General features: G+C 68.3%; 30 protein-coding genes, 3 tRNA genes and 1 pseudogene. 16 read left to right on the top strand and 18 right to left on the bottom strand.

From position 1 onward, the window contains the following. Positions 1 to 3: 3 nt before the first annotated feature. The 3 genes from UAJ10_RS10910 to UAJ10_RS10900 all read right to left on the bottom strand — a co-directional run bounded on the left by UAJ10_RS10910 (position 4) and on the right by UAJ10_RS10900 (position 2,661). Positions 4 to 900, bottom strand: a complete 897-nt coding sequence (locus UAJ10_RS10910) for a DMT family transporter (RefSeq protein ID WP_322915383.1) — start codon at positions 898 to 900, stop codon at positions 4 to 6. Positions 901 to 1,000: 100 nt separating this feature from the next. Next, entirely contained in the window at positions 1,001 to 1,555 is a 555-nt protein-coding gene (locus UAJ10_RS10905) for a flavin reductase family protein (protein WP_322915382.1), read from the bottom strand. 221 nt (positions 1,556 to 1,776) lie between these two features. Next, a complete protein-coding gene (locus tag UAJ10_RS10900; protein WP_322915381.1) occupies positions 1,777 to 2,661 on the bottom strand; it encodes a LysR family transcriptional regulator in 885 nt (294 codons plus the stop codon). Positions 2,662 to 2,829: 168 nt separating this feature from the next. Between UAJ10_RS10900 and UAJ10_RS10895 the strand changes: the two genes are divergently transcribed. The 4 genes and pseudogenes from UAJ10_RS10895 (at position 2,830) to UAJ10_RS10880 (ending at position 5,301) form a co-directional block, all read left to right on the top strand. Next, positions 2,830 to 3,585: an SDR family oxidoreductase gene (locus UAJ10_RS10895; RefSeq protein WP_322915380.1), complete on the top strand. Its 756-nt coding sequence runs from the start codon at positions 2,830 to 2,832 to the stop codon at positions 3,583 to 3,585. 133 nt (positions 3,586 to 3,718) lie between these two features. Next, positions 3,719 to 4,138, top strand: a complete 420-nt coding sequence (locus UAJ10_RS10890; RefSeq protein WP_322915379.1) for a CopD family protein — start codon at positions 3,719 to 3,721, stop codon at positions 4,136 to 4,138. Positions 4,139 to 4,261: 123 nt separating this feature from the next. Further along, positions 4,262 to 4,942: pseudogene (locus UAJ10_RS10885) on the top strand (CorA family divalent cation transporter); the annotation flags it as partial. Positions 4,943 to 4,971: 29 nt separating this feature from the next. Beyond that, positions 4,972 to 5,301: a CorA family divalent cation transporter gene (locus UAJ10_RS10880; RefSeq protein ID WP_322915378.1), complete on the top strand. Its 330-nt coding sequence runs from the start codon at positions 4,972 to 4,974 to the stop codon at positions 5,299 to 5,301. Here UAJ10_RS10880 and UAJ10_RS10875 read toward each other — a convergent pair. Continuing rightward, positions 5,298 to 5,570 carry a hypothetical protein gene (locus UAJ10_RS10875; protein ID WP_322915377.1) on the bottom strand — a complete coding sequence of 91 codons (273 nt, stop codon included), beginning with the start codon at positions 5,568 to 5,570 and terminating at the stop codon, positions 5,298 to 5,300. The genes UAJ10_RS10880 and UAJ10_RS10875 overlap by 4 nt on opposite strands. A 101-nt stretch (positions 5,571 to 5,671) precedes the next feature. Beyond that, positions 5,672 to 5,989: a TetR/AcrR family transcriptional regulator gene (locus UAJ10_RS10870; protein WP_322915376.1), complete on the bottom strand. Its 318-nt coding sequence runs from the start codon at positions 5,987 to 5,989 to the stop codon at positions 5,672 to 5,674. A gap of 128 nt (positions 5,990 to 6,117) precedes the next feature. Between UAJ10_RS10870 and UAJ10_RS10865 the strand changes: the two genes are divergently transcribed. Then, positions 6,118 to 6,936, top strand: a complete 819-nt coding sequence (locus tag UAJ10_RS10865; RefSeq protein ID WP_322915375.1) for an SDR family NAD(P)-dependent oxidoreductase — start codon at positions 6,118 to 6,120, stop codon at positions 6,934 to 6,936. A 40-nt stretch (positions 6,937 to 6,976) separates the two neighbouring features. On the opposite strand, the gene UAJ10_RS10860 is transcribed toward UAJ10_RS10865, so the two are convergent. Both UAJ10_RS10860 and UAJ10_RS10855 read right to left on the bottom strand, forming a co-directional pair. Next, positions 6,977 to 7,342, bottom strand: a complete 366-nt coding sequence (locus UAJ10_RS10860; protein ID WP_322915374.1) for a hypothetical protein — start codon at positions 7,340 to 7,342, stop codon at positions 6,977 to 6,979. 24 nt (positions 7,343 to 7,366) lie between these two features. After that, positions 7,367 to 7,756: a tautomerase family protein gene (locus UAJ10_RS10855; protein WP_322915373.1), complete on the bottom strand. Its 390-nt coding sequence runs from the start codon at positions 7,754 to 7,756 to the stop codon at positions 7,367 to 7,369. Positions 7,757 to 7,891: 135 nt separating this feature from the next. Here UAJ10_RS10855 and UAJ10_RS10850 point away from each other — a divergent pair, with 135 nt between their 5' ends. After that, the gene (locus UAJ10_RS10850; RefSeq protein WP_322917310.1) at positions 7,892 to 8,788 is read left to right on the top strand and encodes a LysR substrate-binding domain-containing protein; all 897 of its coding nucleotides are present in this window, start codon (positions 7,892 to 7,894) and stop codon (positions 8,786 to 8,788) included. 20 nt (positions 8,789 to 8,808) lie between these two features. Here the strand turns inward: UAJ10_RS10850 and UAJ10_RS10845 are convergent, their stop codons facing one another. From UAJ10_RS10845 to UAJ10_RS10835, 3 genes are all read right to left on the bottom strand, one after another. Next, positions 8,809 to 10,059 carry an MFS transporter gene (locus tag UAJ10_RS10845; RefSeq protein WP_322915372.1) on the bottom strand — a complete coding sequence of 417 codons (1,251 nt, stop codon included), beginning with the start codon at positions 10,057 to 10,059 and terminating at the stop codon, positions 8,809 to 8,811. A gap of 238 nt (positions 10,060 to 10,297) precedes the next feature. After that, positions 10,298 to 10,372 (bottom strand) — tRNA-Gly (locus tag UAJ10_RS10840). 99 nt (positions 10,373 to 10,471) lie between these two features. Next, positions 10,472 to 10,546: transfer RNA gene (locus UAJ10_RS10835), tRNA-Gly, on the bottom strand. Positions 10,547 to 10,841: 295 nt separating this feature from the next. On the opposite strand from UAJ10_RS10835, the gene UAJ10_RS10830 reads away from it, so the two are divergent. From UAJ10_RS10830 to UAJ10_RS10815, 4 genes are read left to right on the top strand one after another with little or no spacing between them, the layout of a single operon-like run. Then, entirely contained in the window at positions 10,842 to 11,774 is a 933-nt protein-coding gene (locus UAJ10_RS10830; RefSeq protein WP_322915371.1) for a co-chaperone YbbN, read from the top strand. A gap of 40 nt (positions 11,775 to 11,814) precedes the next feature. Further along, entirely contained in the window at positions 11,815 to 12,480 is a 666-nt protein-coding gene (locus UAJ10_RS10825) for an LON peptidase substrate-binding domain-containing protein (protein ID WP_322915370.1), read from the top strand. A gap of 40 nt (positions 12,481 to 12,520) precedes the next feature. After that, on the top strand, positions 12,521 to 12,706 hold the full coding sequence (locus UAJ10_RS10820) for a Trm112 family protein (RefSeq protein WP_040845462.1): 186 nt from the start codon (positions 12,521 to 12,523) through the stop codon (positions 12,704 to 12,706). 11 nt (positions 12,707 to 12,717) lie between these two features. Next, the gene (locus UAJ10_RS10815) at positions 12,718 to 13,158 is read left to right on the top strand and encodes a gamma-butyrobetaine hydroxylase family protein (protein WP_322915369.1); all 441 of its coding nucleotides are present in this window, start codon (positions 12,718 to 12,720) and stop codon (positions 13,156 to 13,158) included. A 285-nt stretch (positions 13,159 to 13,443) separates the two neighbouring features. Here UAJ10_RS10815 and UAJ10_RS10810 read toward each other — a convergent pair whose 3' ends face one another. Further along, positions 13,444 to 14,082, bottom strand: coding sequence for a MarC family protein (locus UAJ10_RS10810; protein ID WP_322915368.1), 639 nt, complete (start codon positions 14,080 to 14,082; stop codon positions 13,444 to 13,446). A 262-nt stretch (positions 14,083 to 14,344) separates the two neighbouring features. On the opposite strand from UAJ10_RS10810, the gene UAJ10_RS10805 reads away from it, so the two are divergent. After that, entirely contained in the window at positions 14,345 to 15,049 is a 705-nt protein-coding gene (locus UAJ10_RS10805; RefSeq protein ID WP_322915367.1) for a CoA transferase subunit A, read from the top strand. A 12-nt stretch (positions 15,050 to 15,061) separates the two neighbouring features. Then, positions 15,062 to 15,727, top strand: coding sequence for a 3-oxoacid CoA-transferase subunit B (locus tag UAJ10_RS10800; RefSeq protein WP_145610706.1), 666 nt, complete (start codon positions 15,062 to 15,064; stop codon positions 15,725 to 15,727). 60 nt (positions 15,728 to 15,787) lie between these two features. Here UAJ10_RS10800 and UAJ10_RS10795 read toward each other — a convergent pair whose 3' ends face one another. The 7 genes from UAJ10_RS10795 to UAJ10_RS10765 all read right to left on the bottom strand — a co-directional run bounded on the left by UAJ10_RS10795 (position 15,788) and on the right by UAJ10_RS10765 (position 19,039). After that, the gene (locus UAJ10_RS10795; protein WP_322915366.1) at positions 15,788 to 16,561 is read right to left on the bottom strand and encodes a substrate-binding periplasmic protein; all 774 of its coding nucleotides are present in this window, start codon (positions 16,559 to 16,561) and stop codon (positions 15,788 to 15,790) included. A 137-nt stretch (positions 16,562 to 16,698) separates the two neighbouring features. Continuing rightward, a complete protein-coding gene (locus tag UAJ10_RS10790) occupies positions 16,699 to 16,914 on the bottom strand; it encodes a hypothetical protein (RefSeq protein ID WP_040845461.1) in 216 nt (71 codons plus the stop codon). A gap of 14 nt (positions 16,915 to 16,928) precedes the next feature. Further along, a complete protein-coding gene (locus UAJ10_RS10785) occupies positions 16,929 to 17,165 on the bottom strand; it encodes a hypothetical protein (RefSeq protein WP_138918615.1) in 237 nt (78 codons plus the stop codon). 240 nt (positions 17,166 to 17,405) lie between these two features. Continuing rightward, positions 17,406 to 17,948, bottom strand: a complete 543-nt coding sequence (gene pspC, locus UAJ10_RS10780; RefSeq protein ID WP_322915365.1) for an envelope stress response membrane protein PspC — start codon at positions 17,946 to 17,948, stop codon at positions 17,406 to 17,408. Then, positions 17,945 to 18,175, bottom strand: a complete 231-nt coding sequence (gene pspB, locus UAJ10_RS10775; protein ID WP_040845458.1) for an envelope stress response membrane protein PspB — start codon at positions 18,173 to 18,175, stop codon at positions 17,945 to 17,947. The genes pspC and pspB overlap by 4 nt, the downstream gene beginning before the upstream one ends. 7 nt (positions 18,176 to 18,182) lie before the next feature. After that, a complete protein-coding gene (gene pspA, locus UAJ10_RS10770) occupies positions 18,183 to 18,854 on the bottom strand; it encodes a phage shock protein PspA (protein ID WP_322915364.1) in 672 nt (223 codons plus the stop codon). A 14-nt stretch (positions 18,855 to 18,868) separates the two neighbouring features. Continuing rightward, the gene (locus UAJ10_RS10765; RefSeq protein WP_322915363.1) at positions 18,869 to 19,039 is read right to left on the bottom strand and encodes a hypothetical protein; all 171 of its coding nucleotides are present in this window, start codon (positions 19,037 to 19,039) and stop codon (positions 18,869 to 18,871) included. 235 nt (positions 19,040 to 19,274) lie between these two features. Here UAJ10_RS10765 and pspF point away from each other — a divergent pair, with 235 nt between their 5' ends. From pspF to UAJ10_RS10745, 4 genes are all read left to right on the top strand, one after another. Next, a complete protein-coding gene (gene pspF, locus UAJ10_RS10760; RefSeq protein WP_322915362.1) occupies positions 19,275 to 20,363 on the top strand; it encodes a phage shock protein operon transcriptional activator in 1,089 nt (362 codons plus the stop codon). A gap of 147 nt (positions 20,364 to 20,510) precedes the next feature. Continuing rightward, a tRNA-Thr gene (locus UAJ10_RS10755) sits at positions 20,511 to 20,585 on the top strand. Between the two features lie 179 nt (positions 20,586 to 20,764). After that, positions 20,765 to 21,463, top strand: coding sequence for a phosphate signaling complex protein PhoU (gene phoU / locus UAJ10_RS10750; RefSeq protein ID WP_322915361.1), 699 nt, complete (start codon positions 20,765 to 20,767; stop codon positions 21,461 to 21,463). A gap of 767 nt (positions 21,464 to 22,230) precedes the next feature. After that, positions 22,231 to 22,869: a TerC family protein gene (locus UAJ10_RS10745; protein ID WP_322915360.1), complete on the top strand. Its 639-nt coding sequence runs from the start codon at positions 22,231 to 22,233 to the stop codon at positions 22,867 to 22,869. The last annotated feature ends 315 nt before the right edge of the window (positions 22,870 to 23,184 follow it).

The following is a 23,184-nucleotide window of genomic DNA, read 5'->3' as shown; positions in this document are numbered from 1 at the left end:
CGGTCAGGATGGGGCGGTGGCCGGTCGCGGCCGGGCCGGGCGCTGCGCCAGCAGGATGCCCAGCACCACCAGGCCGCCGCCCACCAGATGATAGGGGCGCAGCACCTCCCCCAACAGCAGGGCCGCCAGCACGGCGGTGGTGATGGGCAGCAGGTTCATGAAGATGGCGGTGCGGCCCGGCCCCAGGTGCTTCACCCCCTGCATCCAGAACACCGGCGCCAGGATGGAGGCCGGGATGCCGGCGTACAGGATCAGCGCCACGTTACCCGGCGTGGCCGGGGCCGGCGGCGACAGCAGGTAGCCAGGCAGCAGGAAGACCAGCGCCGCCGCCACCTGGACGTACAGCGCCGTCCACACCGGCAGCGGCAGGGGCCAGCGCTTCAGACAGACGCCGTAGCCGGCATAGGCGACGCAGGCGCCCAGCATGAAGGCGTCGCCCCTGCCCACGCCGTGGGACAGCAGGCGGCCGTAGTCCCCCTGGCCCAGCACGAACAGGATGCCGGCCAGCGACACGACCCCGCCCGCCAGGGCCAGGGGCCCGTGCCGCTGCCGCAGCCAGACGCTGCTGAGGCCCAGCGTCAGCAGTGGCACCAGGGCCACGAAGATGCCGATGTTGGTGGCGCTGGTGCTGGCCGCGGCGTAATAGGCCAGCCCCTGGTACAGGGCCATGCCCAGCAGGCCCAGAAGGGCGATTTGCGGCAGGTGCCGGCGGATGACGGCCCGCCGCGCCCAGGCGCCGCGCAGGCAGAAGGGCGTCAGCAGGACGAAGGCCAGGAACCAGCGGTCGAAGGCGATGACGCTGGGCGGGATGGCCCCGGCCGACGCCTTGGTCACCAGGTTGTTGCCGGTCCAGATCAGCACGGCCAGCAAGGGGAAGGTCAGGTACAGGCGGGGCGACATGAAACGTGCCGGGTCATCATCCTTGGGATGGCGACCCTAATGCCGGACGCGCCACGGCTGTAGAGCGACTTTGCGACGGCAGCTATCGGCCCGCTGGCGGTCAATCCAGGAGTTCGGGCCGGAACTGCTCCCGCCGGCTGACGATCTGGCCTGCCACCCTGAAGACGCCGTCGCCGGTGTAGTGCAGGGTCTCATGGTGTTCCGGCTGCGGTACCGCGTGGGCCCTCATCACCTGGAAAATGAAGAAGTTGTAGCGGTCCAGCAGGCTGGCGTCGGCCAGCCGGCACTCCAGGTTGACGGGACAGTCGCGAATCAGCGGGGCATCCACATCCACCCCCTGGCCCGCTGTCAGGCCGAAATGCTCGAACTTGTCGACCTCGGCCCCGCTGGTGTTGCTGATGCCTACCACGGTGTCGATCATGGCGGCGGTGGGCAGGTTCAGCACGCATTCGCCGCTGCCCCGCACCAGTTCGAAGCTGTGGTTTTCGGCGGCGATGACGCAGCCCACCAGCGCCGGCGTGAACTCCATCATCGTGTGCCAGCCCAGCGCCATGATGTCCCGTTGCCCCCGATGGGCGCTGGACAGCAGCACGATGGGCCCCGGTTCAAGATAGCGGCGCACCTTGGACACTGGAAACTCCGCTTTCTCGGTCATGTCTCGTCTCCCCTGGCTTGCCGCTGTGAACCCCGGGCGCAGGCTTGGGTTCCTACCGCGGCCGACGCCGCGCGGGGTTCCTACCGCGGCCGACGCCGCGCGGGGTTCCTACCGCGGCCGACGCCGTGCGGGGTTCCTACCGCGGCCGACGCCGTGCGGGGTTCCTACCGCGGCCGACGCCGCGCGGGGTTCCTATCGCGGCCGACGCCGCGTGGGGGTTCCTATCGCGGCTGGCGCCACGCGGGGCGGCCCATGTGCGCGATGAAGAAATCGGCCAGCGCTTCCACCTTGGCGGGGCGGGCGCGGGTGGTGGGAGTCACCAGGTACAGCCCGCCCAGGGGCAGTGACCAGCCGTCCAGCAGCTCCACCAGCCGGCCGTCGGCCAGGTGCTCCGCCACCACGAACTCCGGGAATTCGGTGATGGCCAGGCCGTCCAGCACGGTGGGCAGCAGCGCCTCCACATTGGTGGCGCGCAAGGGGCCGGTGGGCGTCACCACCGCCTCTTCCCCCGCGCCGTTGGTGAGGCGCCAGACGTCCTGCCGGGCGCGGTAGGCGTACCCCAGGCAATGGTGGGCCGCCAGCTCACCCGGATGGTGCGGCCGGCCATAGCGGGCGATGTAGGCCGGGGCGGCCACGATGTGCCGGGCGATGGGGCACAGCTGTCGCGCCACCAGTGAGCTGTCGGTCAGCACCGCGATGCGCAGGGCGGCGTCGAACCCCTCGCCGATCAGGTCCACCGTGGCGTCGCTCAGGTGCAAATCGATGGTGATCTCGGGATAGGCGCGCAGGAAGGCCGGCAACAACGGCGCCACCCAACGCACGCCGAAGGACATGGGCACGGCCAGCCGGATGGTGCCGCGCGGCCGGCTGGACAGCTCGCGTGCCGCATCCTCCACCGCCTCCGCCTCGGCATAGAGATGGGACGCCCGGGCGGCCAGGGCGGCGCCCACGTCGGTCAGGGCCAGGCGGCGCGACGTGCGGTTGAACAGGCGGGCGCCCAACCTGTCTTCCAGCCGGCTGACGCCGCGCGACACGGTGGCGACCGACACGCCCATGGCCCGGGCCGCGGCGGCGTACGACCGCTCTTCCGCCACCTTCGCGAACATGGCCAGGCCTTCAAAGTCTGGAACCTTGGTCACACCAAACCTGCAACGATATTTTTCAGTCCTTTCTATTTTGAAAATTCGGGTTTGGCGACATCTTTTGTCCATCAGCCGCCGCCCACCACGGACAGAGATGGGCGGCACAAATCAAGTCACTGAAAGGAAAGTAAAATGGCTCGCAAACTCGAAGGCAAGGTCGCGGTCGTCACCGGCGGCACCAGCGGCATCGGCCTCGCCACCGCCAAGGCCTTCGCGGCCGAGGGCGCCCGGGTGTTCATCACCGGCCGCCGCGCCCCGGAACTGCAGGCGGCGGTGGCGGCCATCGGCCCCAACGCCACCGGCGTCCAGGCCGACAGCGCCAAGGCGGAAGACCTGAACCGCCTGTATGAGCAGGTGAAGGCCCAGGCTGGCCGTATCGACGTCCTGTTCGCCAACGCCGGCGGCGGCACCATGCTGCCCCTGGGCCAGATCACGGAAGAGCATTACGACGACATCTTCGGCCGCAACGTGAAGGCCGTGCTGTTCACGGTGCAGAAGGCCCTGCCCCTGCTGGTGGACGGCGCCTCGGTCATCCTGACCGGCTCCACCGCCGGCAGCAGCGGCACGGCGGCCTTCAGCGTCTACAGCGCCAGCAAGGCGGCGGTGCGCAACTTCGCCCGCAGCTGGACCCTGGACCTGAAGGAACGCGGCATCCGCGTGAACGTCCTCAGCCCCGGCCCCATCCGCACGCCGGGCCTGGTGGAATTGGCCGGCCCCGACGCCGCCCAGCAGCAGGGCCTGCTGGACTACATGGCGAGCCAGGTGCCCCTGGGCCGCGTGGGCGAGGTGGAGGAGATCGCCAAGGCCGCCCTGTTCCTGGCCTCCAGCGACAGCAGCTTCGTCGCCGGCGCCGAGCTGTTCGCCGACGGTGGCCTGGCGCAGGTTTAAGACGTCGCAAGCATGATGCGATTGGCGGCCCCGGGGCGATCCGGGGCCGTTTCGCCTGGTCGAATTGGCCCCATCCGGCGGGGGGCCGGCTGGTGTATCAAGGGGGCGGACTTCAGATCGGGAACCCGGACCCATGCCCTACCTCTGGCTGGAATCGCTGCACGCCGCGGCCGCCGTCACCTTCGTGGCGGGCTTGCTGGCGGCGGCCCTGCTGTTGGCCTTCGTGCCCAGCGCCGACGCGCTGTCGCCCGCCTTCTGGCGCGCGGCGCGGGCCTGGCATCGCTGGGTGACGGGACCGGCCATCCTGCTGGTCTGGGGGCTGGGCCTGACCCTGGCGGTCGAGGGCGGCTGGCTGCCTTCCGCCGGTTGGCTTTGGGCCAAGCTGGCGCTGGTCACGGCGCTGTCGGGCCTGCACGGCGCCCAGGCCGGCGCCCTGCGCCGCCTGGCGACCGGGGCTGAGCGCCGCCGCGCCGCCCTGGGTCGTTTCACGCCCGCCCTGATCATGCTGGCGGTGGTGGGCATCCTGTTCCTGGTGATCGGCAAGCCCTTCTGATTCGCGCACTTTGTTGCGGCAAAGGGACGCATGCCATCGCGTCGCAGGGCCGGGAGCGGTCTTGTCACAAACCCGTAAGATTCCAAGGCATTGACGTTGGCCGTTCCCGCCCGGCATCACAGGATGGGCGGCGGCGGTGGGGCCGTCCCGATAGGCGGAGGGGCCATGGGCACGCGCGCGGCGTCGGACATCAGCGAGGAACATGGGCTGATCTGCGGATTCCTGGTCCGCAACGGAATGGTGGCACCGGTTTCCTGGCCCGGCATCAACGACGCCATGGCGGAGCCCGGCGGCCTGGTCTGGCTGCATTTCAACCTGGTGGACGTGCGGGCGCGGCAGTGGATCGAGGCCATGCCCGCCCTGCCGCGCGGCGCCCGCCAGGCGCTGCTGGGCCAGGACAGCCATTTCCGCCTGGAACCGGTGGGCGACGGCCTCACCGGCGTGCTGGCCGACCTGCACCACCGCTTCGATGATCCCGCCGGCGGCTTGGGCCAACTGCGCCTGTACATGGATTCCCACCTGGTCATCACCGCCCGGCGCCAGCCCCTGATGGCGGTGGATCAGCTGCGCCGCGCCCTTAGCCAGGGCCTGGCGCCCACCAGCGCCGTCGACCTGATCGCCCACCTCATGTTCCACCTGACCGACACGGTGGCGGCGGAGGTCAGCGAGCTGGCCAACGATGTCGACGATGTGGAGGACGCCCTGCTGGCCGACCGGCTGGAGGATGAGGGGGAGAAGCTGGGGCGCATCCGTCGCACCTCCGCCCGCCTGCGCCGCCACATCGGCCCGCAGCGCACGGCGCTGAACGTGGCGCTGGGCCGCCTGCCCGGCTGGTGCGGGGGGAGGACCAGGCCCGCCTGCGTCAGGGCATCGATCGGCTGGACGGCGTCGGCCAGGATCTGGACCTGGTGCAGGAACGCGCCCGCCTGCTGCAGGACGAGCTGTCCAACCGCTTCAGCGAGGCCACCAACCGCAACCTCTACATCCTGTCCATCGTCACCACCATCCTGCTGCCTGTGAACCTGATCACCGGCATCTTCGGCATGAATGTGGGGGGCCTGCCGTGGAGCGGCCACGACGCCGGCTTCATATGGGTCTGCGGCGTCATGGTCTTCACCATCCTGGTGTCCCTGGTGGTGTTGCACTGGCGCCGGCTGTTCTAGGCGTTTCCAAAGTTCGCTGAAGCGTCGGAGGAACTCCTGGGCCGCTCCTTGCCCTCAGCCGGCGGCACCTGCCGATCCAACAGGGCGAAGGTGGCTTCCAGATGCTCGGCCAGGGGGCGGGCGGTGTCGGGATGGGTCGCATGGTCCCGGCGCCAATCCTCCTGGGCCAGGCGCAGGGCGCCGATCGCCAACATGGCCGCCATACGCAGCTCCTCCGGCGGGCGGTCGGGCCACCGTTCCGCCATCACCTGGGCCAGGTCGCGCTCCATATCCACCATCTTGGCCAGTTTGCGGGCGCGCAGCGTCTCGGTGGAGCGCAGCAGGGCGTCGGCGGCGATGGCCGCCTTGGTTTCGAAGCGGGCGAGCAGCGTCAGCAGGCAGTGCCGCGCGGCGGCCAGGGGGACTGGTCCGTCGGCTCCTGCCGCAGGGCCGGGCCGATGGCCTCCACGAAGCCGCTGCCCTGCCAGGCCAGCAGCACGTCCTCCTTGGACTTGAAATAATAGAAGAAGGTGCGCCGGGCGATGCCGGCGGCGGCGGCGATGGCATCCAGGGTCGTCGCCTCGAACCCGTTCTCCATGAACAGCTTCAGGCCGGTATCGGCGATGCGCTGCATCGTTTCCCGGCGCTTGCGGTCGCGCAGGCCTTCGGTCTTGCCCGGCGTCGCGGGGGATGGGGGGGCGGTGTCCATGGCGGTTCTTATCGCATGAACGGCCTGCCCTTGAAACGGCTTGGCCTTGAAATGCCGCACCCGGTGCGATATTTGATATCGCACTCAGTGCGAATTTACGCATGGTGTAAATTTATCGGAGAGGCACAATGTCGAAGACCTGGTTCATCACCGGCGCCAATCGCGGCTTTGGCCGTATCTGGGCGGAGGCGGCCCTGCGGCGCGGCGACCGGGTGGCCGCCACCGCCCGTGACATCGGGGCCTTGGCCGACCTGGGCGCCACGCATGGCGATCGGCTGGCGCCCCTGGCCTTGGACGTCACCGATCGTGACGGCGTGTTCCGGGCGGTGGCGCGAGCCCACGCGCACTTCGGCGGGCTGGACGTGGTGCTGAGCAACGCCGGCTATGGCTGCATGGGCGCCGTGGAGGAGATGACGGTGGAGGCGGCGCGCGCCAATTTCGACACCAACGTCTTCGGCACGCTGTCCGTCATCCAGGCGGCGGTGCCGTTGCTGCGGGCCCAGGGGCACGGCCATATCCTGACGGTATCCAGCATCGGCGGCGTGGTCAGCTTCCCCACCGCCGGCGTCTACACCGCCACCAAGCACGCGGTCGAGGCGTTGAGCGAGGCCTTGGCCGGAGAGGTCGCGGGCTTCGGCATCAAGGTGACCATCATCGAGCCCGGCAGCTTCGCCACCGATTTCCGCGCCTCCATCGCCCACGCGCCGGCGATGGCCAACTATGACGGCGTGCGCGCCGCCGTCATGGCCAACTTCAAGCCGGAAATGTCGGGAGATCCCCAGGCCACCGCCGATGCCATCCTGAAGGTGGTGGATGCCGAGACCCCGCCCCTGCGCCTGCTGTTGGGCACGGGGCCGCTGCCCCTGATCCGCCAGGTCTATGCCCGCCGCCTGGCCGCGTGGGAGGAATGGGCGGATGTCTCGGCCGCGGCCCACGGTCAGCGCTGACCGCCCTCCAGCCCGGCCCCGGCCGCCAGCGATCCGAGCGTCAGGGCGGCCAGGGCGCTGGCGCCCGCGGGCAGGACGGGCGCCCCGTCCAGTGCCACGCCCACCAGCGCGGCGGCGGCCGCCACCAGCAGGGCCAAAGCCGCCAGCACCAGGCCGCCCCCCTCAGCCGCCGGCGGGTGGCGGCCAGGCCGGCCAAGGCCGCGATGGCATAGGCGGCCATTTCCACCCCGCCCGCCCCGCGCGGGTCGTTGCGCAGGGCCAGCAGGGCCAAGCCGCCGCCGATGGACACCAGGGACGGCAGCAGCGGTCCCAGGCGGGTGAGAGGGGAATTGGCCAACGCGCTGCGGGCATAGGCGTCGCGGGCCAGGGTGTCGTGGGCAAGGCTTTCATGGGCCAAGATGTTCATGGCGGTTCTCCTGCGTGAAAGGGGTCAGGTGGGGCTGACGTAAGAGGCGAGGCCATTGCCGAAGGACCAGTCGTCCCGCTGGTTGGGTGCCAGCGCCACCATCACGTCCTCCGGTCGCAGGCCGGGCGCGCGGGCCAGGTTCTCGGCGATGGCGCGGTACAGCGCCTGCTTCTGCGCGGTGTCGCGCCAGTTGCTGGCCAGGATGGTGATCATCACCAGGTCTTCGGTGCGGTGCACGCCTAGGTAGTCGGCGTCGTAGAGGAAGGCGTCCCGCTCATGCTGGTCGATCAACTGGAAGCGGTCGGCGGCCGGCACGCCGAAGGTGTCGACCAGCGCCAGGTGCACGCCGTCGGCGATGGCGCGGATATGGGCGGCCGGCTTGCCCTTGATCAGGGAAATGCGGACGAGGGGCATGATGCGCTCCGTTCTTCAAAAGGCGCGGGCGGACCCGCTTGACGTCCTTGAAGGTACGAGCGCACAATCGTTCCGAAAATTTGAAACTTAAGAACAGATACATTCACGGAATCGAACTATTGGAGCCTGGCCTTGGTGGCGCGCGTCAACCTCGACATGGATGTCCTGCGAACCTTCGTGACCGGCTTCGAGCTGGGCAGCTTCGCCCGCGCGGCGGAGCGGCTGGGGCGGTCGCAGTCCGCGATCAGCACCCAGTTGCGCAAGCTGGAGGATCAGATCGGCCGGCCCCTGGTGCAGAAATCCGGGCGCGGCCTGGCCTTGACCCCCGCCGGCGAGAGCCTGCTGAGCTACGCCAAGCGCCTGCTGGACCTGAATGACGAGGCGGTGGACGGCATCCGGGGGGCGGAGGTGGCGGGCTGGGTGCGCCTGGGCCTGCCGCAGGATTTCGCCGAGACCTGGCTGCCCGGTGTGCTGAACCGTTTCAACCGCGCCCATCCCAAGGTGCGGGTGGAGGTGCAGGTGGACCGCAGCACCCCGCTGACGGAGAAAACGGTGAAGGGCGAACTGGACCTGGCCCTTATCTGGGGCGACGGTCGGGGCACCCCGCATGCCCGGCAGGTGGCCGACCTGCCCATCGCCTGGATCGGGCGGCCCGATTGGCCCGGCATGGCCGCCTTGGAGGGGGAGCCGCTGCCCCTGGCCGTGCTGCCGGCCCCTTGCGCCTTCCGCTCCGCCGCGGTGGCGGCGCTGGATGGCGCCGGCCTGCCCTGGCGCCTGGCCTTCACCAGCCCCAGCCTGTCCGGCCTGTGGGCGGCGGCGGCGGGCGGGCTGGGCCTGACGGTGCGCACCACCGTCACCATGCCGCGCACCTTGTCCGTGCTGGACCCCGCCGCCACCGGTCTGCCGCCCCTGCCGCGCGTTCCCCTGGCCCTGCACCGGGCGGAGGCGGATCCGTCCCCGGCCGCCGCCCGCCTGGCCGAGATCCTGTTGGACACCATCCGGGACGAACTGGGGTTGCCGGCGGAAGGCTGACCGCCGTCAGCCGGCATGGGTCATGACGACAGGCCCGGGGCCAGGCCGGCGGCCGGTCGCATCTGGCGCCAGGGCAGCAGGATGGGCGTCGCCAGCATGAGGATGCCGGCGATGGCGATGGCGACGCGGGGGCTGGTCATGTCGGCCAGCAGGCCCCACAGGGCGATCAGCGCCGCGGTGGTCAGGCTGTTGGTGACTGACCAGGCGGACAGGGTGCGGGCGACGCGGTCGGCGGCCAGCTGTTCCAGGCGGAAAGAGGCCATGACCGGGTTGAAGGCGCCGCAGCACAGCACCAGCCCGAACTGGACGGCGATGACCAGGACCAGGCCGGGGGTGCCCGGGCCGATGAAGGCCAGGCCCAGGGACCAGGCGGCCCGCAGGGTTCCCGTGGCCAGGATGGTGGTGCGCTGGCCCAGGCGCGCCGCCAGCGGGCGCGCCAGGCGCGATCCGACCAGGCCGCCGACGCAGGGCAGGCCGAAGGCCAGGCCGTACTGCCAGGGCGTGTACGCCAACGGCCCCAGCATCAGGAAGGCCATCAGCGGGGCGCTGACCATGATCATGGCGTTCACCAGCACGGTGTTGAGGAACAGCCGCAGCAGCGTCGGGTGCGCCAGGATGAAACGCCAGCCGTCCAGCAATTCGGCCAGCCGCCGGCTGGGCCCGGGGGCCCGCGTCGGCGGCCGTTCCCGTCCCTTGATCATGCCGATGCCCAGGGCCGATAGCAGATAGCTGACGGCATCGACCAGGACGGTGGTCACGGGACCCATCAGGCCGATGGCCATCCCACCCAGGGGCGGCCCGGCGATGGTCGCGACCCAGCCGGTGGACTCCAGCACCGCGTTGGCGGTGATCAGATCCTCCCGCGGCACCAGCGCCTTGATGTAGGCGCCACTGGCCGCCGTGAAGGTGATGTTGGCGGTGGCGACGATGATGGAGACGATCAGCAACTGGGCATAGCTCAGCCAGCCCAGCGGATAGGCGATGGGGACGGTGATGATGGCGGCGAAGCGGACCAGATCCATGAGGATCAGCACGCCGCGCTTGGCCCGGAACTCGGCCCAGGGCCCCATGGGAATGGCGGCGACCGCCCCCGCCGCCAGGCCCCCCGCCATCATCAGGGACACGGCGGCGGGCCCGCAGTGCAGGACCGTGACCGCGATCAGGGGAAAGCCGCCCCAGGCCAGCCAGGTGCCCGCGACGCTGACGGCGTAGGCCGTCCATAGCCAATTGAACTGCGGGCCCAGCGACCGTCCGCCCAATGACCATCCCACCAGTGACCGCCGCCACGCCGCCATCGCCCAAAGCCCCCGCGACCGCCCCGGGGACAGGAAAGCAGGAGAGGGCGCCGCCTTCCAGCGGCTTTCGCGAACGCTGCGCGTCAGATAGATGGGATGGCAAGGACAGGCAGCAGGGTGGCGGCAAGGGGGGGAGTTGACGCCGGAAACACAAAAGGCGCCCGGGTGGGCGCCTTTGATGCGTTTTGCGTTCTTTGCCGCGTTCTGGAGAGACTGGAGCGGGCGAAGGGATTCGAACCCTCGACCCCAACCTTGGCAAGGTTGTGCTCTACCCCTGAGCTACGCCCGCGTACCCAACTCTCCGCCTTCATGGGAAGGCTCACCCAAAAGCGAAAGGCCGAACCAGCCGGCCCGGCCTTTTCTCGCTTGATCTTCCCTATCGGAAGACTGGAGCGGGCGAAGGGATTCGAACCCTCGACCCCAACCTTGGCAAGGTTGTGCTCTACCCCTGAGCTACGCCCGCACTCCATCCCGACGTCTGGCGCCGACCTTGCGATCAGTGCCCCCCGGCGGTGAGCGCGGATAATATGCAGGTGCGGATCGAATGCAAGCGCTTTTTTCGGGGAAAAATCGGGCGCCTTTTTTCCCCGCGCGGAGGCGGCTATAAGGGACCGGTCACCCGCCCCGACGGCGCGTGGGGCCGCCGTGCCCCTTGCGGCGGCGGCCCGGCGGACTCATTTCAGGGACCTATGCGCGGGGGCCCCATGCCGTGCCCAAGGTGGGCGGCGGCTCCTGCGGCTGAGAAGGGATAAGAGGCCATGCAGTTTCCGACCAGTGCCGCCCCCGGCGGCAACGCCCCGGTGGACAAGTCCGACCTGATCAAGGACGGCAGCGACCGCACCTTCATGGCCGATGTCATCGAAGCCTCACGCGAGGTGCCGGTGATCGTGGACTTCTGGGCGCCGTGGTGCGGCCCCTGCAAGACCCTGGGCCCCATCATCGAAAAGGCCGTGCTGGCCGCCAAGGGTGCCGTGAAGCTGGTCAAGATCGACACCGACCAGAACCCGGCCATCGCCGGCCAGCTGCGCATCCAGTCCATTCCCGCTGTCTACGCCTTCTTCCAGGGCCGGCCGGTGGACGGCTTCACCGGCGCCCTGCCGGAAAGCCAGGTGAAGCAGTTCATCGACCGCCTGGTGCAGGCGGCCGGTGGCGTGCCCGGCGCCGCCGACATCGCCGCCGTGCTGGAAGAGGCCGGCCAGCTGCTGGAGTCGGGCGATGCCCAGACCGCCGCCGCCCTCTATAACGAGGTGCTGGGTGAGGAGCCGGAGAACGCCGCCGCCTATGCCGGCCTGATCCGGTGCCTGCTGGCCGCCGACCAGACCGACACGGCGCAGGAGATGCTGGACCAGGCGCCGGCGGCCCTGGCCAAGGCGCCGGAGATCGTGGCCCTGCGCACCCAGATGGATCTGGCCCGCCAGGCGGCGGACATGGGCCCGGTGGGCGACCTGGAACGGGCGGTGGCGGCCGATCCCGACAACCACCAGGCCCGCTACGATCTGGCGCTGGCCCTGTATGCCGGCGGCCAGCAGGAGGCGGCGGTGGACCACCTGCTGGACATCGTGAAGCGCGACCGCGAATGGAACGAGCAGGCGGCCCGCAAGCAGCTGGTGAAGTTCTTCGAGGCCCTGGGCTTCAAGCACCCGCTGGCCATCGCGGGGCGGCGCAAGCTGTCTTCCATTCTTTTCGCTTGAGGCCTCCTTTCCTAAGTGATTTCGCTGTCGTAACGATGTGATGAACCCCTTCGCCCCCACCTTTGAGCGGTTGCCGGCCAGCATCCCCGTCTTTCCGCTGACGGGGGGGCTGCTGCTGCCCCGGGCCCGCCTGCCGCTCAACGTCTTCGAGCCGCGCTACCTGGCCATGGTGCAGGACAGCCTGGCCGGAGACCGGTTGATCGGCATGATCCAGCCGATGGAACCGGGAACGGAAACGGACAGCAGCGTCGACCCGCCGCTGGCCGGCGTGGGCTGCTGTGGCCGGCTGACGGCCTTCGCCGAGACGGACGACGGGCGCTATCTCATCACCCTGTCCGGCCTTTGCCGCTTCCGCATCCGGGAAGAGGTGTCGACCATGCGCGGCTACCGCCGCGTCATGGCCGACTGGTCGCCGTTCGCCGGTGATTTCGTGGCCCCGGCCGAGGGCGGTTTCGACCGTTCCGGCCTCATGGCGGCGTTGAAGCCCTATTTCACCCGGCGGTCGCTGACGGTGAATTGGCAGGCGTTGGAGACGGCGTCGGACGAGCAGCTGGTCGCCACCATCGCCATGCTGTGCCCCTTCACGCCGGCTGAGAAGCAGGCCCTGCTGGAGGCGCCGGATTTCATCCATCGCGCGTCGATGTTGCTGGCGTTGGTGCAGATGGCGGCGCATGAATCGGCGGACGGCGACGCCGCGCGCCACTGACCTTCTTGCAGTCATTTTACTTTCCGAGGGACCCATTCCCATGTCCGATACCGCCAAGGTCGATCCCAAGCTGTTGGAGATCCTGGTCTGCCCCTTGACCAAGGGGCCGCTCAGCTATGACGCCCAGCGCCAGGAACTGGTCAGCCAGCAGGCGCGCCTGGCCTACCCCATCCGTGACGGCATCCCCATCATGCTGGTGGATGAGGCCCGGTCCCTCGACGATTGAGGCCGACAGCCATGACCCAGGAAAACTTCGCCACCGACGCCCACGGCACCCAGCACTGGCCGACAGAGATCCGCTACAAGCGGGCGGAGCGTGAACTGGTCATCACCTTCGACAACGGCGCCCGCGCCACCTTGCCGGCGGAATACCTGCGGGTGGAAAGCCCGTCGGCCGAGGTGCAGGGCCACAGCCCCGACCAGAAGCAGACGGTGCCGGGCAAGCGCGCCGTCGCGGTGGCGGAGCTGGAGCCCATCGGCAACTACGCCGTCCGCCTGATCTTCGACGACGGCCACGACACCGGCATCTTCTCCTGGAAATACCTGTACGAGCTGGGCCTGGAGTATGACGAGCGCTGGGCCCGCTACCTGTCCGAGCTGGAGGCCCAGGGCCTGGACCGCGACACCGCCCCCCACCGCCACGGCCCCAGCTGTGGTTCGGGCGGGGGCTGCGGCTGATCAGTCGAGCGTTGGCGGTTCAGCGGGCACCTTATCGCGTACCATCCCTAAGGCCGCGACATCTTCATTACTGAGACCGGCTTCGCGGCTCAGCGCTGCCAATGCGTCGCCCAGCCGTGGCGGCGACTCCGACTTGGAGTTTTCATCTGGCGATGGCATGGCGAGCGGCCTCCCCAGCACGGTTCGGGCCCATGATACACCTTTCATGGCCGGCGTGACGGAATTGGTAGACGTATCGCCACAGCGATCCCGGATGTACCCGGGTTCAAGCCCCAGCCGCCGGCCTTAATTTGTATGCGGGATCAGCCCGCTGGCCAAAATCCCGTCGATCACGAACTGGCAGGCCAGGGCCGACAGCAAAATCCCCAGCACGCGGTTCAGCACGGTGATGCCGGTACGGCCCAGGAGACGGCTGACCTTGGTGGCGAAGATCAGGACGAACAGGGTCAGGGCCAGGATGCCGGCCAGGACGCCCAGCACCACGGCCTGCTTGGCGAAATCGCCGTGGGCGCGGCCCATGAACAGCACGATGGTGGTCATGGTGCCCGGGCCGCTGATCAGCGGGATGGCCAGGGGGAAGACGGAGATGTCGGCGCGGTGGCGCGCCTCTTCCCGCTCGTCCGCCGTGGCGGTGCGCACGCCGCTTTCGCGGGCGAACACCATGTCGATGGCGACCAGCATCAGCAGCACGCCGCCGGCGATGCGGAAGGCGGCGAAGCCGATGCCCAGCGCCCGCAGCAGCAGATCGCCGGCGAAGGCGAAGAAGAACAGGATCAGGGCCGCGATGACCGTGCCCTTGATGGCCATGCGCCGGCGGTAACGCTGGTCCATGCCCGCCGTCAGGCCCACGAACATGGGGCCCAGCCCCACCGGATCGATGGTGACGAACAGGGCGACTGCGGTGGTGAGGATGAGGTCCAGCACGGGCGGGCGGGGGCCCCAGAAGTGAGGGGGAATGGGGGTAGGCCACCCGGAAGAACCAGGCGTTCGGCAGACGTCCCAGGGTCTAGCGCGTTGCGGCGCCTGCTGCAAGCCGTTGCAGGCAGGGGGCAGGGGTGTCCAAGTTGAATGTCCGTTCAAGTTGACGAACCCCGCCGGGGGCCGTAAGCAATGCTGCGGTGCATTCGTGCCCGGGAGAGGGGCGGCACCATAATCCAAACATTCTAGGGGGCCGTCCGGAGACACGATGAGCAAGAAGGTCTACCCCGACGCCGTAACCGCCCTGGCCGGGCTGTTGCGCAACGACATTACCGTCATGGCCGGCGGCTTCGGCCTGTGCGGCATTCCGGAAAACCTGATCGAGGCCATCCGCCTCTCCGGCGTGACCGGGCTGACGGTTGTTTCCAACAACGCCGGCGTCGATGGCTTCGGCCTGGGCGTGCTGCTGGAAACCAAGCAGATCAGGAAGATGATCAGCAGCTACGTGGGTGAGAACAAGCTGTTCGCCCAGCAGTACCTGTCCGGTGAGCTTGAGCTGGAATTCAACCCGCAGGGCACCCTGGCCGAGCGCATCCGCGCCGGTGGCGCCGGCATCCCCGCCTTCTTCACCAAGACGGGCGTGGGCACACTGGTGGCCGAGGGCAAGGAACTGCGCGAGTTCGATGGCGAGACCTATGTGATGGAGCGCGGCATCGTCGCGGACCTCTCCATCGTGAAGGCGTGGAAAGGCGACACGGAAGGCAACCTCGTCTATCGCAAGACGGCGCGGAACTTCAACCCGATGATGGCCACCGCCGGCAAGGTGACGGTGGTGGAGGTCGAGGAATTGGTGGAACCGGGCAGCTTCGACCCCGACCACATCCATACCCCTGGCATCTTCGTCCAGCGCATCATCAAAGGCGCCAAGTTCGAAAAGCGCATCGAGCAGCGCACCACCCGTCCGCGCGCGTGAAGGAGCTGACCTATGGCATGGACCCGTGAGGACATCGCCGCCCGCGCCGCCAAGGAGCTGCGTGACGGTTTCTACGTCAACCTGGGCATCGGCATCCCGACCCTGGTGGCCAACTACATCCCCGACGGCGTGCACGTGACGCTGCAGAGCGAGAACGGCATGCTGGGCATGGGCCCCTTCCCCTATGAGGGGGAGGAGGATCCGGACCTGATCAACGCCGGCAAGCAGACCATCACCGAACTGCCGTACAGCAGCTTCTTCAGCTCGGCCGACAGCTTCGCCATGATCCGCGGTGGCCATATCGACCTGTCGGTGCTGGGCGCCATGCAGGTGGCGGCCAACGGCGATCTCGCCAACTGGATGATCCCGGGCAAGATGGTCAAGGGCATGGGCGGCGCCATGGACCTGGTGGCCGGCGTGAAGAAGGTGGTCGTGGTCATGGAACACTGCGCCGTCGACAAGAAGACCGGCGCGCTGGAGCCCAAGATCCTGAAGGCCTGCACCCTGCCCCTGACCGGTACCAAGGTGGTGGACATGATCATCACCGACCTGGGCGTCTTCCAGGTCGACAAGGAAGGCGGCAGCGGCCTGACCCTGGCCGAGGTCGCGCCCGGTGTGACGGTGGATGAGATCCGCCAGAAGACCGAGGCGGAGTTCAAGGTGGGGCCGGGTCTCTAAGACTTCGCCTTGTCGCGTGGCTGGCAGCGGGCCGTCCCTCGAGGGGCGGCCCGTTTTCTTTCAACTTCCCGCCCGCCCGGTGGCGGCCAGGCGCAGGCGGGTCAGGGTGCCGTCGGCCCGCATGGCCTCGATGGCGGCGTCCAGCGTTTCCATCGGCAAGGGGGAGCGGGGGGCGTTGGCGCAGCGTTCCTCATGATCGCCCACCGTTTGGGGCAGGACCGTCAGCGCCTGCGCCCAGGTCTTGTCCACCGTCTGGCGGTAGTCGGCCTCCAGGTCCGTGGTCAGGATGGCGTCCACCCGCCGGTTGCGCAGCTTCAGGAAATTGCTTTCGGCGGACGGAGCGTCCTCCCGCTGCCAGGTGCCGTCGATGAAGGCATCCTCCACCTCGCGCGGGTAGCGGAAGCCCAGGATGGCGCCGATGGGCCGCCCGGCCAGATCGCCCAGAGTGCGCAAGTGCTCGGCGTCGGCCCGGCGGACGACCAGAACGCTGTGGCTGACAAGGATGGGGGTGGAGAACCGGGTGATGGCCACCTTGGGCAGCCAATCGGGGCTGTAGCCGCAGGCCAGGTCGACCCGGCCGTCGGCCAAGTCGGCCTCAAGACGGTTACGCGGGACCAGGCGGTAGAGGGGGCGCAAGCCCGTGCGCCGGGCGATCTCGTCGCCCATGGCCTTGATCAGGCCGCCGGCCACCTCGCCATTGCGCATTTCCACCAGCGGCGGCTGCTCCGTCTCCAGAATGCCGAAGACCAATGCTGGAGGAGAGGCGGGGGATTGGGCGCCGGCCCCGGCGGAAAACAACGCCACCAGGCCGGCCGCCGCGGCCGTGATCGACAAGACAGCCCCGGCAAGGGTGGATCGCGGCACGGGTGCTGGGTGTCCTGTCAGGGGAAGATGACGGTCTTCCCATCTAAGGCCCCACCGCGGCGCCGTTCAAGCGCGCCGTGGCGGGGCGAAGGGATAGGGGAACGGCGTCAGGCGCGGGCGCGCCAGCCGGGGGATTCGGCATCCAGCAGGCGTTCCAGCTGTTGCACCCGCTGCTCCAGGCGGTCGGCGCGGGCCAGCAGGTCGCCGGCGGCGTGATCCGACAGGCCCTGGGCCTGCAGCTCGCGCGCGCGGATCATGTAACGGGTCACCAGGGCCACGATGGGGATCATCAGGGCGGCGAGGGGGATCAGCAGGGGGGACATGGGGCTTCGTCCTATCAGCGCTGGGCCAGCTGGCTCAGCTTGCGGTTGAGGTCGAATTCGGGGCTGGTGACGTGCCGCTCCATCTGGGTCACGCGGCGTTCTAAATCATCGTAGCAGCGGAAGCGCTGGTCCTGCTGGCCGCGGCGCGCCTGGGCCATGGCCTCGATATCCTGCAGCTTCTGCATCGCCCGCAAGACGATGGCCACGATGGGGATACACAGCGCCAAGAGGGGGACAAGTATCGGCGACATGGGGAAGGCCACCTGCTAAGGGTCGTGTGACGGGTAAAACTGGGGCGTCGACGGGACCAAACCGATCCCGTCAGCCCGCGCAATCTTAGATTATTTTGTGCCTGGTGACAGGCCCCTGGCAACCATTGGGATGGGTCGCCGCAATAAACGGCCGGGGTGGCCGCACCGGGGGGAGGGAGGGGAAGGGCCGGAAGGTCTGCCCCCTCGGCCACCCGCGTCCCCCGTTGAACACCCGGAGACTTACTTCTCCAGGTCCTTGAACTGCCGCCGCAGGTCGAACTCGCGGGAGGCGACGGCGGTCTCCATGGCGCCGATCTCGCGATCCAGGTCGCGGAACTTGGCGCGCAGGCCGGCCAGGGTCTGGTCGGGGCGGGTGGTGACCGACCGCCAGAACACCTCTTCCTCATTGCTGCCGTACAGCCCCTGGGGCTGCGGCTTCAGCACGACCGCCAGCACGATGTAGGCGATGATCGTGGCCGGGAAGAAGAACACCAGACCCAGGACCATGCCCAGCCGTATCAGCCAGGCGTCGACGCTGAAGTAATCCGCGACGCCGGCGCAGACGCCGGCCACCTTGCCGGCGCGGGGGTTGCGGTACAGGCGGTGGGGGTTGGGGCTGCCGAAGGTGCCGCCGCCATAACCGCCGCCGGAACCGGCCGCCGGGTTGGTCCAGCGGCTGCCGCCGCCATACCCGCCCGAACCGCCCCCGGGGGGGCCGCCGGCGTTTCCGCCGGGGGGCCGCCGCCCGGGGAAGGGCGGCGGGTTAGAGCCTCTACCAGTCATTGCCGTGCCCTCCAGCCCGGGGCCTCCGCATCCAGGATCTTCTCCAGCTGCTGGATGCGGCTGTCCATTTCAGTGGCGCTGTGCCACAGGTCCGACAGCATGCGCTCGTCATCGACCGACAGTGTCTTGGCGACCCGCCACTTGGTCACATAGTGGGCGATGATCCACACCGGCGCCACGATGACCATGAAGATGATGGGTACGGCGACAAGTGCGTCCAGGTCCATGGACAGATTACCCCTGGTTCTTGGTCGCCAGCTTGGCCTTCAGGGCCTGCAGCTCGGATTCGACCTTGTCGTTGCTCTCCAGCTCGGCGATCTCGTCCGCCAGGCTGCGCTTGCGTCCCATGTCCAGGACTTCCGCCTTGCCTTCCAGGACGTCCAGGTTGCGCTCGATCTGTTCGAAACGCGAGAAGGCGTCCGTGATGCGGTCGTCGTGGAGCTGGGTCTTGACCTTCAGACGCGCCGTGGCGGTCTTCTGGCGGGCGACGATGGCGCGTTCCCGCGTCTTGGCGTCCTGCAGTTTGGCCTGCAACTGGCCGATGTCGTCGTTGGTCTTCGCCAGGGCCTCATCCAGGCGGCCCAGGTCGGTCGTCAGCCCGTCGGCGGCTTCGGCGATCTTGGCGCGGGCCATCAGGGCGCCCTTGGCCAGGTCCTCGCGGTCCTTGGACAGGGCCAGCTCGGCCTTGCGCTGCCATTCCTCGGCCTCGCGGCGGAGTTCGACCAGGCGGCGCTCGATCTCCTTCTTCTCCGCCACGGTCTTCACCGCGGAGGAACGAACCTCGACCAGCGTGTCTTCCATTTCCTGGATGACCAGACGGATGATCTTCTCCGGGTCCTCGGCGCGATCCAGGATGGCGTTCAGGTTGGAATTGATGATGTCGCTGAGGCGCGAAAAGATGCCCATGAGTCAGGTCTCCTTCAGGCAAGGGCGATGAAAAGGTTGCTCAACACGGTGGCGACCGCAAGGATGATCCAAGCTTCAGCCGGCACGGCGCGGAAATCGTCCGCCAACATGGCCAGTTGGCTCGGGGCCCGGCTGGCGAAGAAGCCGGCATCGCCGGCCTTGTCGTGGATCGTGTGGTCGGTCATCGCTGCATTCCCCTTCGATGAGTTCCTTGCATTCGATCGTGTGTCCCTACATCAGCAAGGGGCGTGCCAGTTGGCCAAATTACCGCTAAGCTCTTGATATATAATAAAAGACATCTCGTGAGGCCTGAGGGCGCCTCAATTGATTTATCCAAATTGACGATTATGTGGCGAATTTCGCCAATCGCTGCCATCATCGGCGAAACAGCCCCGTTTTTCCAAGGCGAGCGAATCACCGATGGCGTCCTCCGCTACTCCGCCGTCCCTGGTCGGCCAGGCCGCGTCCTTCCTGCAGCTCATGGAGCATGTGTCGCGGGCGGCCCCGCTGAACCGCCCCACCCTGGTCATCGGGGAGCGCGGCACGGGCAAGGAACTGGTGGCCGCCCGCCTGCACTACCTGTCCCCCCGCTGGGACAAGCCCTTCATCAAGCTGAACTGCGCCGCGTTGTCCGAGACGCTGCTGGAGACGGAGCTGTTCGGGCACGAACAGGGCGCCTTCACCGGCGCCGCCAAGCGTCATGTCGGCCGCTTCGAGCTGGCCGACGGCGGCACGCTGTTCCTGGATGAGATCGCCACCAGCTCGGCCTCGGTGCAGGAAAAGATCCTGCGCGTTATCGAGTATGGGGAGTTCGAGCGCGTGGGCGGCACCCAGACGGTGTCGGTGGACGTGCGCGTGGTGGGGGCCACCAATGCCGACCTGCCCCGGATGGCGTCTGCGGGCAAGTTCCGCGCCGACCTGCTGGACCGCCTGTCCTTTGACGTGGTGACCATCCCCCCCTTGCGGGCGCGGGCCGACGACATCCCCATGCTGGTCGATCATTTCGGCATCGCCATGGCGCGCGAACTGGGGCGGCCCTTCTTCCCCGGCTTCGCGCCCAAGGCCATGAGCCAACTGCTGGCCTATCCCTGGCCCGGCAACATCCGCGAACTGAAGAACGTGGTGGAGCGGGCGGTCTATCGCGCGCAGGGGGCGGAGCGGCCCATCGACGAGGTTATCTTCGACCCCTTCGACTCCCCCTTCCGCCCCGTGGCTATGCCCGGCGACCGCCGCGCCGGCCCGGCGCCGGCGGAAGAGGTGTCCGACGAGGCGGCACCCGCCGCCACGGCCAGCGCCGCCACGCCCGGTTCCTCGATGGCGGCGCCCAGCGGCCCCTGCAACTTCCTGGAACAGGTGGCGGACTTCGAGAAGGCGCTGCTGCGCGCGGCGCTGGAACGCAACCAGTTTCACCAGAAACGCGCCGCCGCCGACCTGGGCCTGAACTATCACCAGTTCCGCGGCTACCTGCGCAAATATGAGTTGCTGGACCGCCGCACCGCCGCGGAGTGACGGTCAGCGCACCGCAGCGCATGGCGAGGACAGGCCAAGGGGCGAATGCCCCGCCGGTGTTTGAGGCAACTAAATAAACTCAAACGCACAGCGCGCTGTTGCCATCCGCGTTTCGGTCTGCTAATACCCCCCTCCATTCCAAGGGGCGCCCCAATAGCTCAGTGGTAGAGCAACCGCTTCGTAAGCGGTAGGCCGTTGGTTCAAATCCGACTTGGGGCACCATCCTTCCCATCATCCCCGCATCATCGGCCCTGTCGAACGTCCAGCTGTCGAACGCCCACCTGGCGAACGTCCAACTGGGCGCGGAATTGCCATTCCCTGCGACGCCGGTCGCACGATTGCAATATGATGACGGTATGGTGGCGCCACCTTGGTTTCCACCCATCCTGGATGCACCGCCCATGTCCGAGCAGTTGCCCCGTCACATCGTCACCTCCTACGAAAACGAGCTGCAGCGCCTGGACGCGCTGCTGGCGGAAATGGGCGGCCGGGCCGAGCAGCAGCTGGAACAGGCGACCCGCGCCGTGCTGGACCGCGACGACACGCTGGCGCGCGAGACCGTGGCGCAGGACCAGGTGCTGGACGCGCTGGAGCATGAGGTCGAGAGCCTCATCATCCGGCTGCTGGCCTTGCGTCACCCGATGGCCATCGACCTGAGGCACACCCTGGCCGCGCTGAAGGCCGCCAACGCGCTGGAGCGGGTCGGCGACTATGCCAAGAACATGGCCAAGCGCGCCCTGGTGCTGAACGGCGTCCCCGCGATCAGCGCCACCGCGTCGGTCGGCCGCCTGTCGGATCTGGCCCGCAAGCAGCTGGCCAGCGCCATCGAGGCCTTCACCCGCCGCGATACCGCCCTGGCCGCCGAAGTTTGGCGCCGGGACGCCGAACTGGACGACATGCACGCGGGCGTGACGCAGGAGATTTTCGCCTTCGTCGCCAAGGACGCCAGCCTGATCGAGGCCTGCACCAGTCTGCAGTTCATCGCCAAGAACCTGGAGCGTGTGGGGGATTTGGCCACCAACATCGCCGAGATGGTGCAGTTCGACGCCACCGGCACGCTGGTGGACCCCGGCCGTCCGCGCGGCGGCGAGGCGCACTGATCGATTGATCGCTTGTACCGGCCGGGGACCAAACGGTTCCGGTTCCCGGTTGAGGGCTGTCTGGGCCGCCGCTCGCTTTTCCGAGTCTGGCGGCCCGGCGTTTTTGCACGGCCGTTCCGCAGGGGCGCCGTCGGGCGGGGGACGCCTACGTTCAGCCAGCGCCCGCCAGTGGCCCAAGGCGGTCGGCCAGCTGTGGTCGGACCACCCCTCCTTAGCCTAGTTTCCAGGTTCCCGGCAGGCGTGTGCCCCCGCGACTTGTCCGCCCGCCTTTTTCTTTTCCCGCGAGGCGTTTAGCTCAATTTCGCGACGCCGAGGCCTGTTGAGGTTGCCAAATCAACCCCAACCGCAGGTTCGGATTATATGAATTAACCCGTTCATCATTTGGATAATGAGCTACGATCTTAGGAAAGGTTTTGAAAACGCGGCGTCGCGTAAACGAATACATATCCTTTTGCTACCGGTTCATTGCTTGACATCTTTTACGCCATGGGCTTTAGGTAATGTGTCCTGTATCACAGAGCAGGACCCAACTGCCAAAACTCTCGGCCCGCCACTTCTTGAAGTGTGCGGGCCGTATTTTATCCAAAATACACTTCGTCGCCCCCGGTCGTTTCTGATCGGCACCGCAACCACGCCAGGTAAAGCGCGCCGTGACTTGCGGCCGTTGCGCGCCCGGTTCGGTGATGAACGGGATGCGATCCGGCGCGCGCTTATGCCGCAGCCGTGTTATGAAGGGTCGATCCTCGACCGGAACGGCTGCCTTCCCCATGCTGCTCGCTGAATTGACCGCCCTGATCCAGGTGCTGCTGATCGACCTCGTCCTGGCGGGCGACAACGCCCTGGTGGTGGGCATGGCGGCCAGCGGCGTGCCGGTGGAGAAGCGCCGCAAGGTCATCTTCTGGGGTATCGGCGTGGCCGTGCTGATGCGCATCGGCTTCGCCCTGCTGGCCACCCGCCTGTTGGACGTCATCGGCCTGACCCTGGCCGGCGGCATCCTGCTGCTGTGGGTATGCTGGAAGCTGTGGCGCGAACTGCGCCAGCACGGCAAGGACCAGGCGGAGACGGCGGGGGAGGAGCCCCACATCCCTTCGCTGGCGGGCAAGAGCGTGGGCGTGGCCATCCGCCAGATCGCGCTGGCCGACGTTTCCATGTCGCTGGACAACGTTCTGGCCGTGGCGGGCGCCGCCGAGGACCACACCTGGGTCATGGTGCTGGGCCTGGTGCTGTCCGTGGCCCTGATGGGGGCCGCCGCCACCCTGATCGCCCGCCTGCTGGCTCGCTATTTCTGGATCTCCTACATCGGCCTGGCCATCATCGCCTATGTCGCCTGCCACATGATCTGGGACGGCGGCACGGAGGTCGCCCCGTTCGCCCAGCCCCTGATCGACATGATCCACCGCATTTGACACCCGCGGCGAACGCCGCCTGCGCGGCGGGCGGCGGGCGTCGCCTGACGGCGGCGCCGGGCCATCAGGTTGCTCCGTCAATGCGCCGGGGAATCTCGGCAGGGGAGGCATGCGATGTCGCCTCCGCCGCAACCGTCCGGGCATTTGATCGCAGGCGCAAAAAGCGGTAAACCTCGCGCGCGCGCCTTTCCGCGCAAACCTTCGATCACGCGCGTCCCCAGCCCGGTATTCTTATTCCATAAGGGTTTCATAAGGGGGCGGCGCGGAGGGTGTCGGAATGGCCGTCCGCATCGTTGGCCATGACACCCGCTGAAG

Source organism: Nitrospirillum guaranorum, assembly GCF_034653275.1.
Classification (GTDB): Bacteria; Pseudomonadota; Alphaproteobacteria; order Azospirillales; family Azospirillaceae; genus Nitrospirillum.
The sequence above is the reverse complement of the archived record's forward strand: the minus strand, read 5'-3'. Positions and strand labels throughout refer to the sequence as shown.

What these genes read in the sequence shown, in the direction of transcription:
- UAJ10_RS10865 (WP_322915375.1), top strand. Translation starts at nt 6,118, where the DNA reads ATGTCGAAGACCTGGTTCATCACCGGCGCCAATCGCGGCTTTGGCCGT.
- UAJ10_RS10900 (WP_322915381.1), bottom strand. Translation starts at nt 2,661, where the DNA reads ATGTTCGCGAAGGTGGCGGAAGAGCGGTCGTACGCCGCCGCGGCCCGG.
- pspF (WP_322915362.1), top strand. Translation starts at nt 19,275, where the DNA reads ATGGCGTCCTCCGCTACTCCGCCGTCCCTGGTCGGCCAGGCCGCGTCC.
- UAJ10_RS10745 (WP_322915360.1), top strand. Translation starts at nt 22,231, where the DNA reads ATGCTGCTCGCTGAATTGACCGCCCTGATCCAGGTGCTGCTGATCGAC.
- UAJ10_RS10805 (WP_322915367.1), top strand. Translation starts at nt 14,345, where the DNA reads ATGAGCAAGAAGGTCTACCCCGACGCCGTAACCGCCCTGGCCGGGCTG.
- UAJ10_RS10825 (WP_322915370.1), top strand. Translation starts at nt 11,815, where the DNA reads ATGAACCCCTTCGCCCCCACCTTTGAGCGGTTGCCGGCCAGCATCCCC.
- UAJ10_RS10905 (WP_322915382.1), bottom strand. Translation starts at nt 1,555, where the DNA reads ATGACCGAGAAAGCGGAGTTTCCAGTGTCCAAGGTGCGCCGCTATCTT.
- UAJ10_RS10815 (WP_322915369.1), top strand. Translation starts at nt 12,718, where the DNA reads ATGACCCAGGAAAACTTCGCCACCGACGCCCACGGCACCCAGCACTGG.
- pspB (WP_040845458.1), bottom strand. Translation starts at nt 18,175, where the DNA reads ATGGACCTGGACGCACTTGTCGCCGTACCCATCATCTTCATGGTCATC.
- UAJ10_RS10870 (WP_322915376.1), bottom strand. Translation starts at nt 5,989, where the DNA reads ATGGACACCGCCCCCCCATCCCCCGCGACGCCGGGCAAGACCGAAGGC.
- UAJ10_RS10830 (WP_322915371.1), top strand. Translation starts at nt 10,842, where the DNA reads ATGCAGTTTCCGACCAGTGCCGCCCCCGGCGGCAACGCCCCGGTGGAC.
- UAJ10_RS10765 (WP_322915363.1), bottom strand. Translation starts at nt 19,039, where the DNA reads ATGACCGACCACACGATCCACGACAAGGCCGGCGATGCCGGCTTCTTC.
- UAJ10_RS10785 (WP_138918615.1), bottom strand. Translation starts at nt 17,165, where the DNA reads ATGTCGCCGATACTTGTCCCCCTCTTGGCGCTGTGTATCCCCATCGTG.
- phoU (WP_322915361.1), top strand. Translation starts at nt 20,765, where the DNA reads ATGTCCGAGCAGTTGCCCCGTCACATCGTCACCTCCTACGAAAACGAG.
- pspA (WP_322915364.1), bottom strand. Translation starts at nt 18,854, where the DNA reads ATGGGCATCTTTTCGCGCCTCAGCGACATCATCAATTCCAACCTGAAC.
- UAJ10_RS10860 (WP_322915374.1), bottom strand. Translation starts at nt 7,342, where the DNA reads ATGAACATCTTGGCCCATGAAAGCCTTGCCCACGACACCCTGGCCCGC.
- UAJ10_RS10855 (WP_322915373.1), bottom strand. Translation starts at nt 7,756, where the DNA reads ATGCCCCTCGTCCGCATTTCCCTGATCAAGGGCAAGCCGGCCGCCCAT.
- UAJ10_RS10910 (WP_322915383.1), bottom strand. Translation starts at nt 900, where the DNA reads ATGTCGCCCCGCCTGTACCTGACCTTCCCCTTGCTGGCCGTGCTGATC.
- UAJ10_RS10895 (WP_322915380.1), top strand. Translation starts at nt 2,830, where the DNA reads ATGGCTCGCAAACTCGAAGGCAAGGTCGCGGTCGTCACCGGCGGCACC.
- UAJ10_RS10790 (WP_040845461.1), bottom strand. Translation starts at nt 16,914, where the DNA reads ATGTCCCCCCTGCTGATCCCCCTCGCCGCCCTGATGATCCCCATCGTG.
- UAJ10_RS10875 (WP_322915377.1), bottom strand. Translation starts at nt 5,570, where the DNA reads ATGGAGCGCGACCTGGCCCAGGTGATGGCGGAACGGTGGCCCGACCGC.
- UAJ10_RS10820 (WP_040845462.1), top strand. Translation starts at nt 12,521, where the DNA reads ATGTCCGATACCGCCAAGGTCGATCCCAAGCTGTTGGAGATCCTGGTC.
- UAJ10_RS10800 (WP_145610706.1), top strand. Translation starts at nt 15,062, where the DNA reads ATGGCATGGACCCGTGAGGACATCGCCGCCCGCGCCGCCAAGGAGCTG.
- UAJ10_RS10890 (WP_322915379.1), top strand. Translation starts at nt 3,719, where the DNA reads ATGCCCTACCTCTGGCTGGAATCGCTGCACGCCGCGGCCGCCGTCACC.
- pspC (WP_322915365.1), bottom strand. Translation starts at nt 17,948, where the DNA reads ATGACTGGTAGAGGCTCTAACCCGCCGCCCTTCCCCGGGCGGCGGCCC.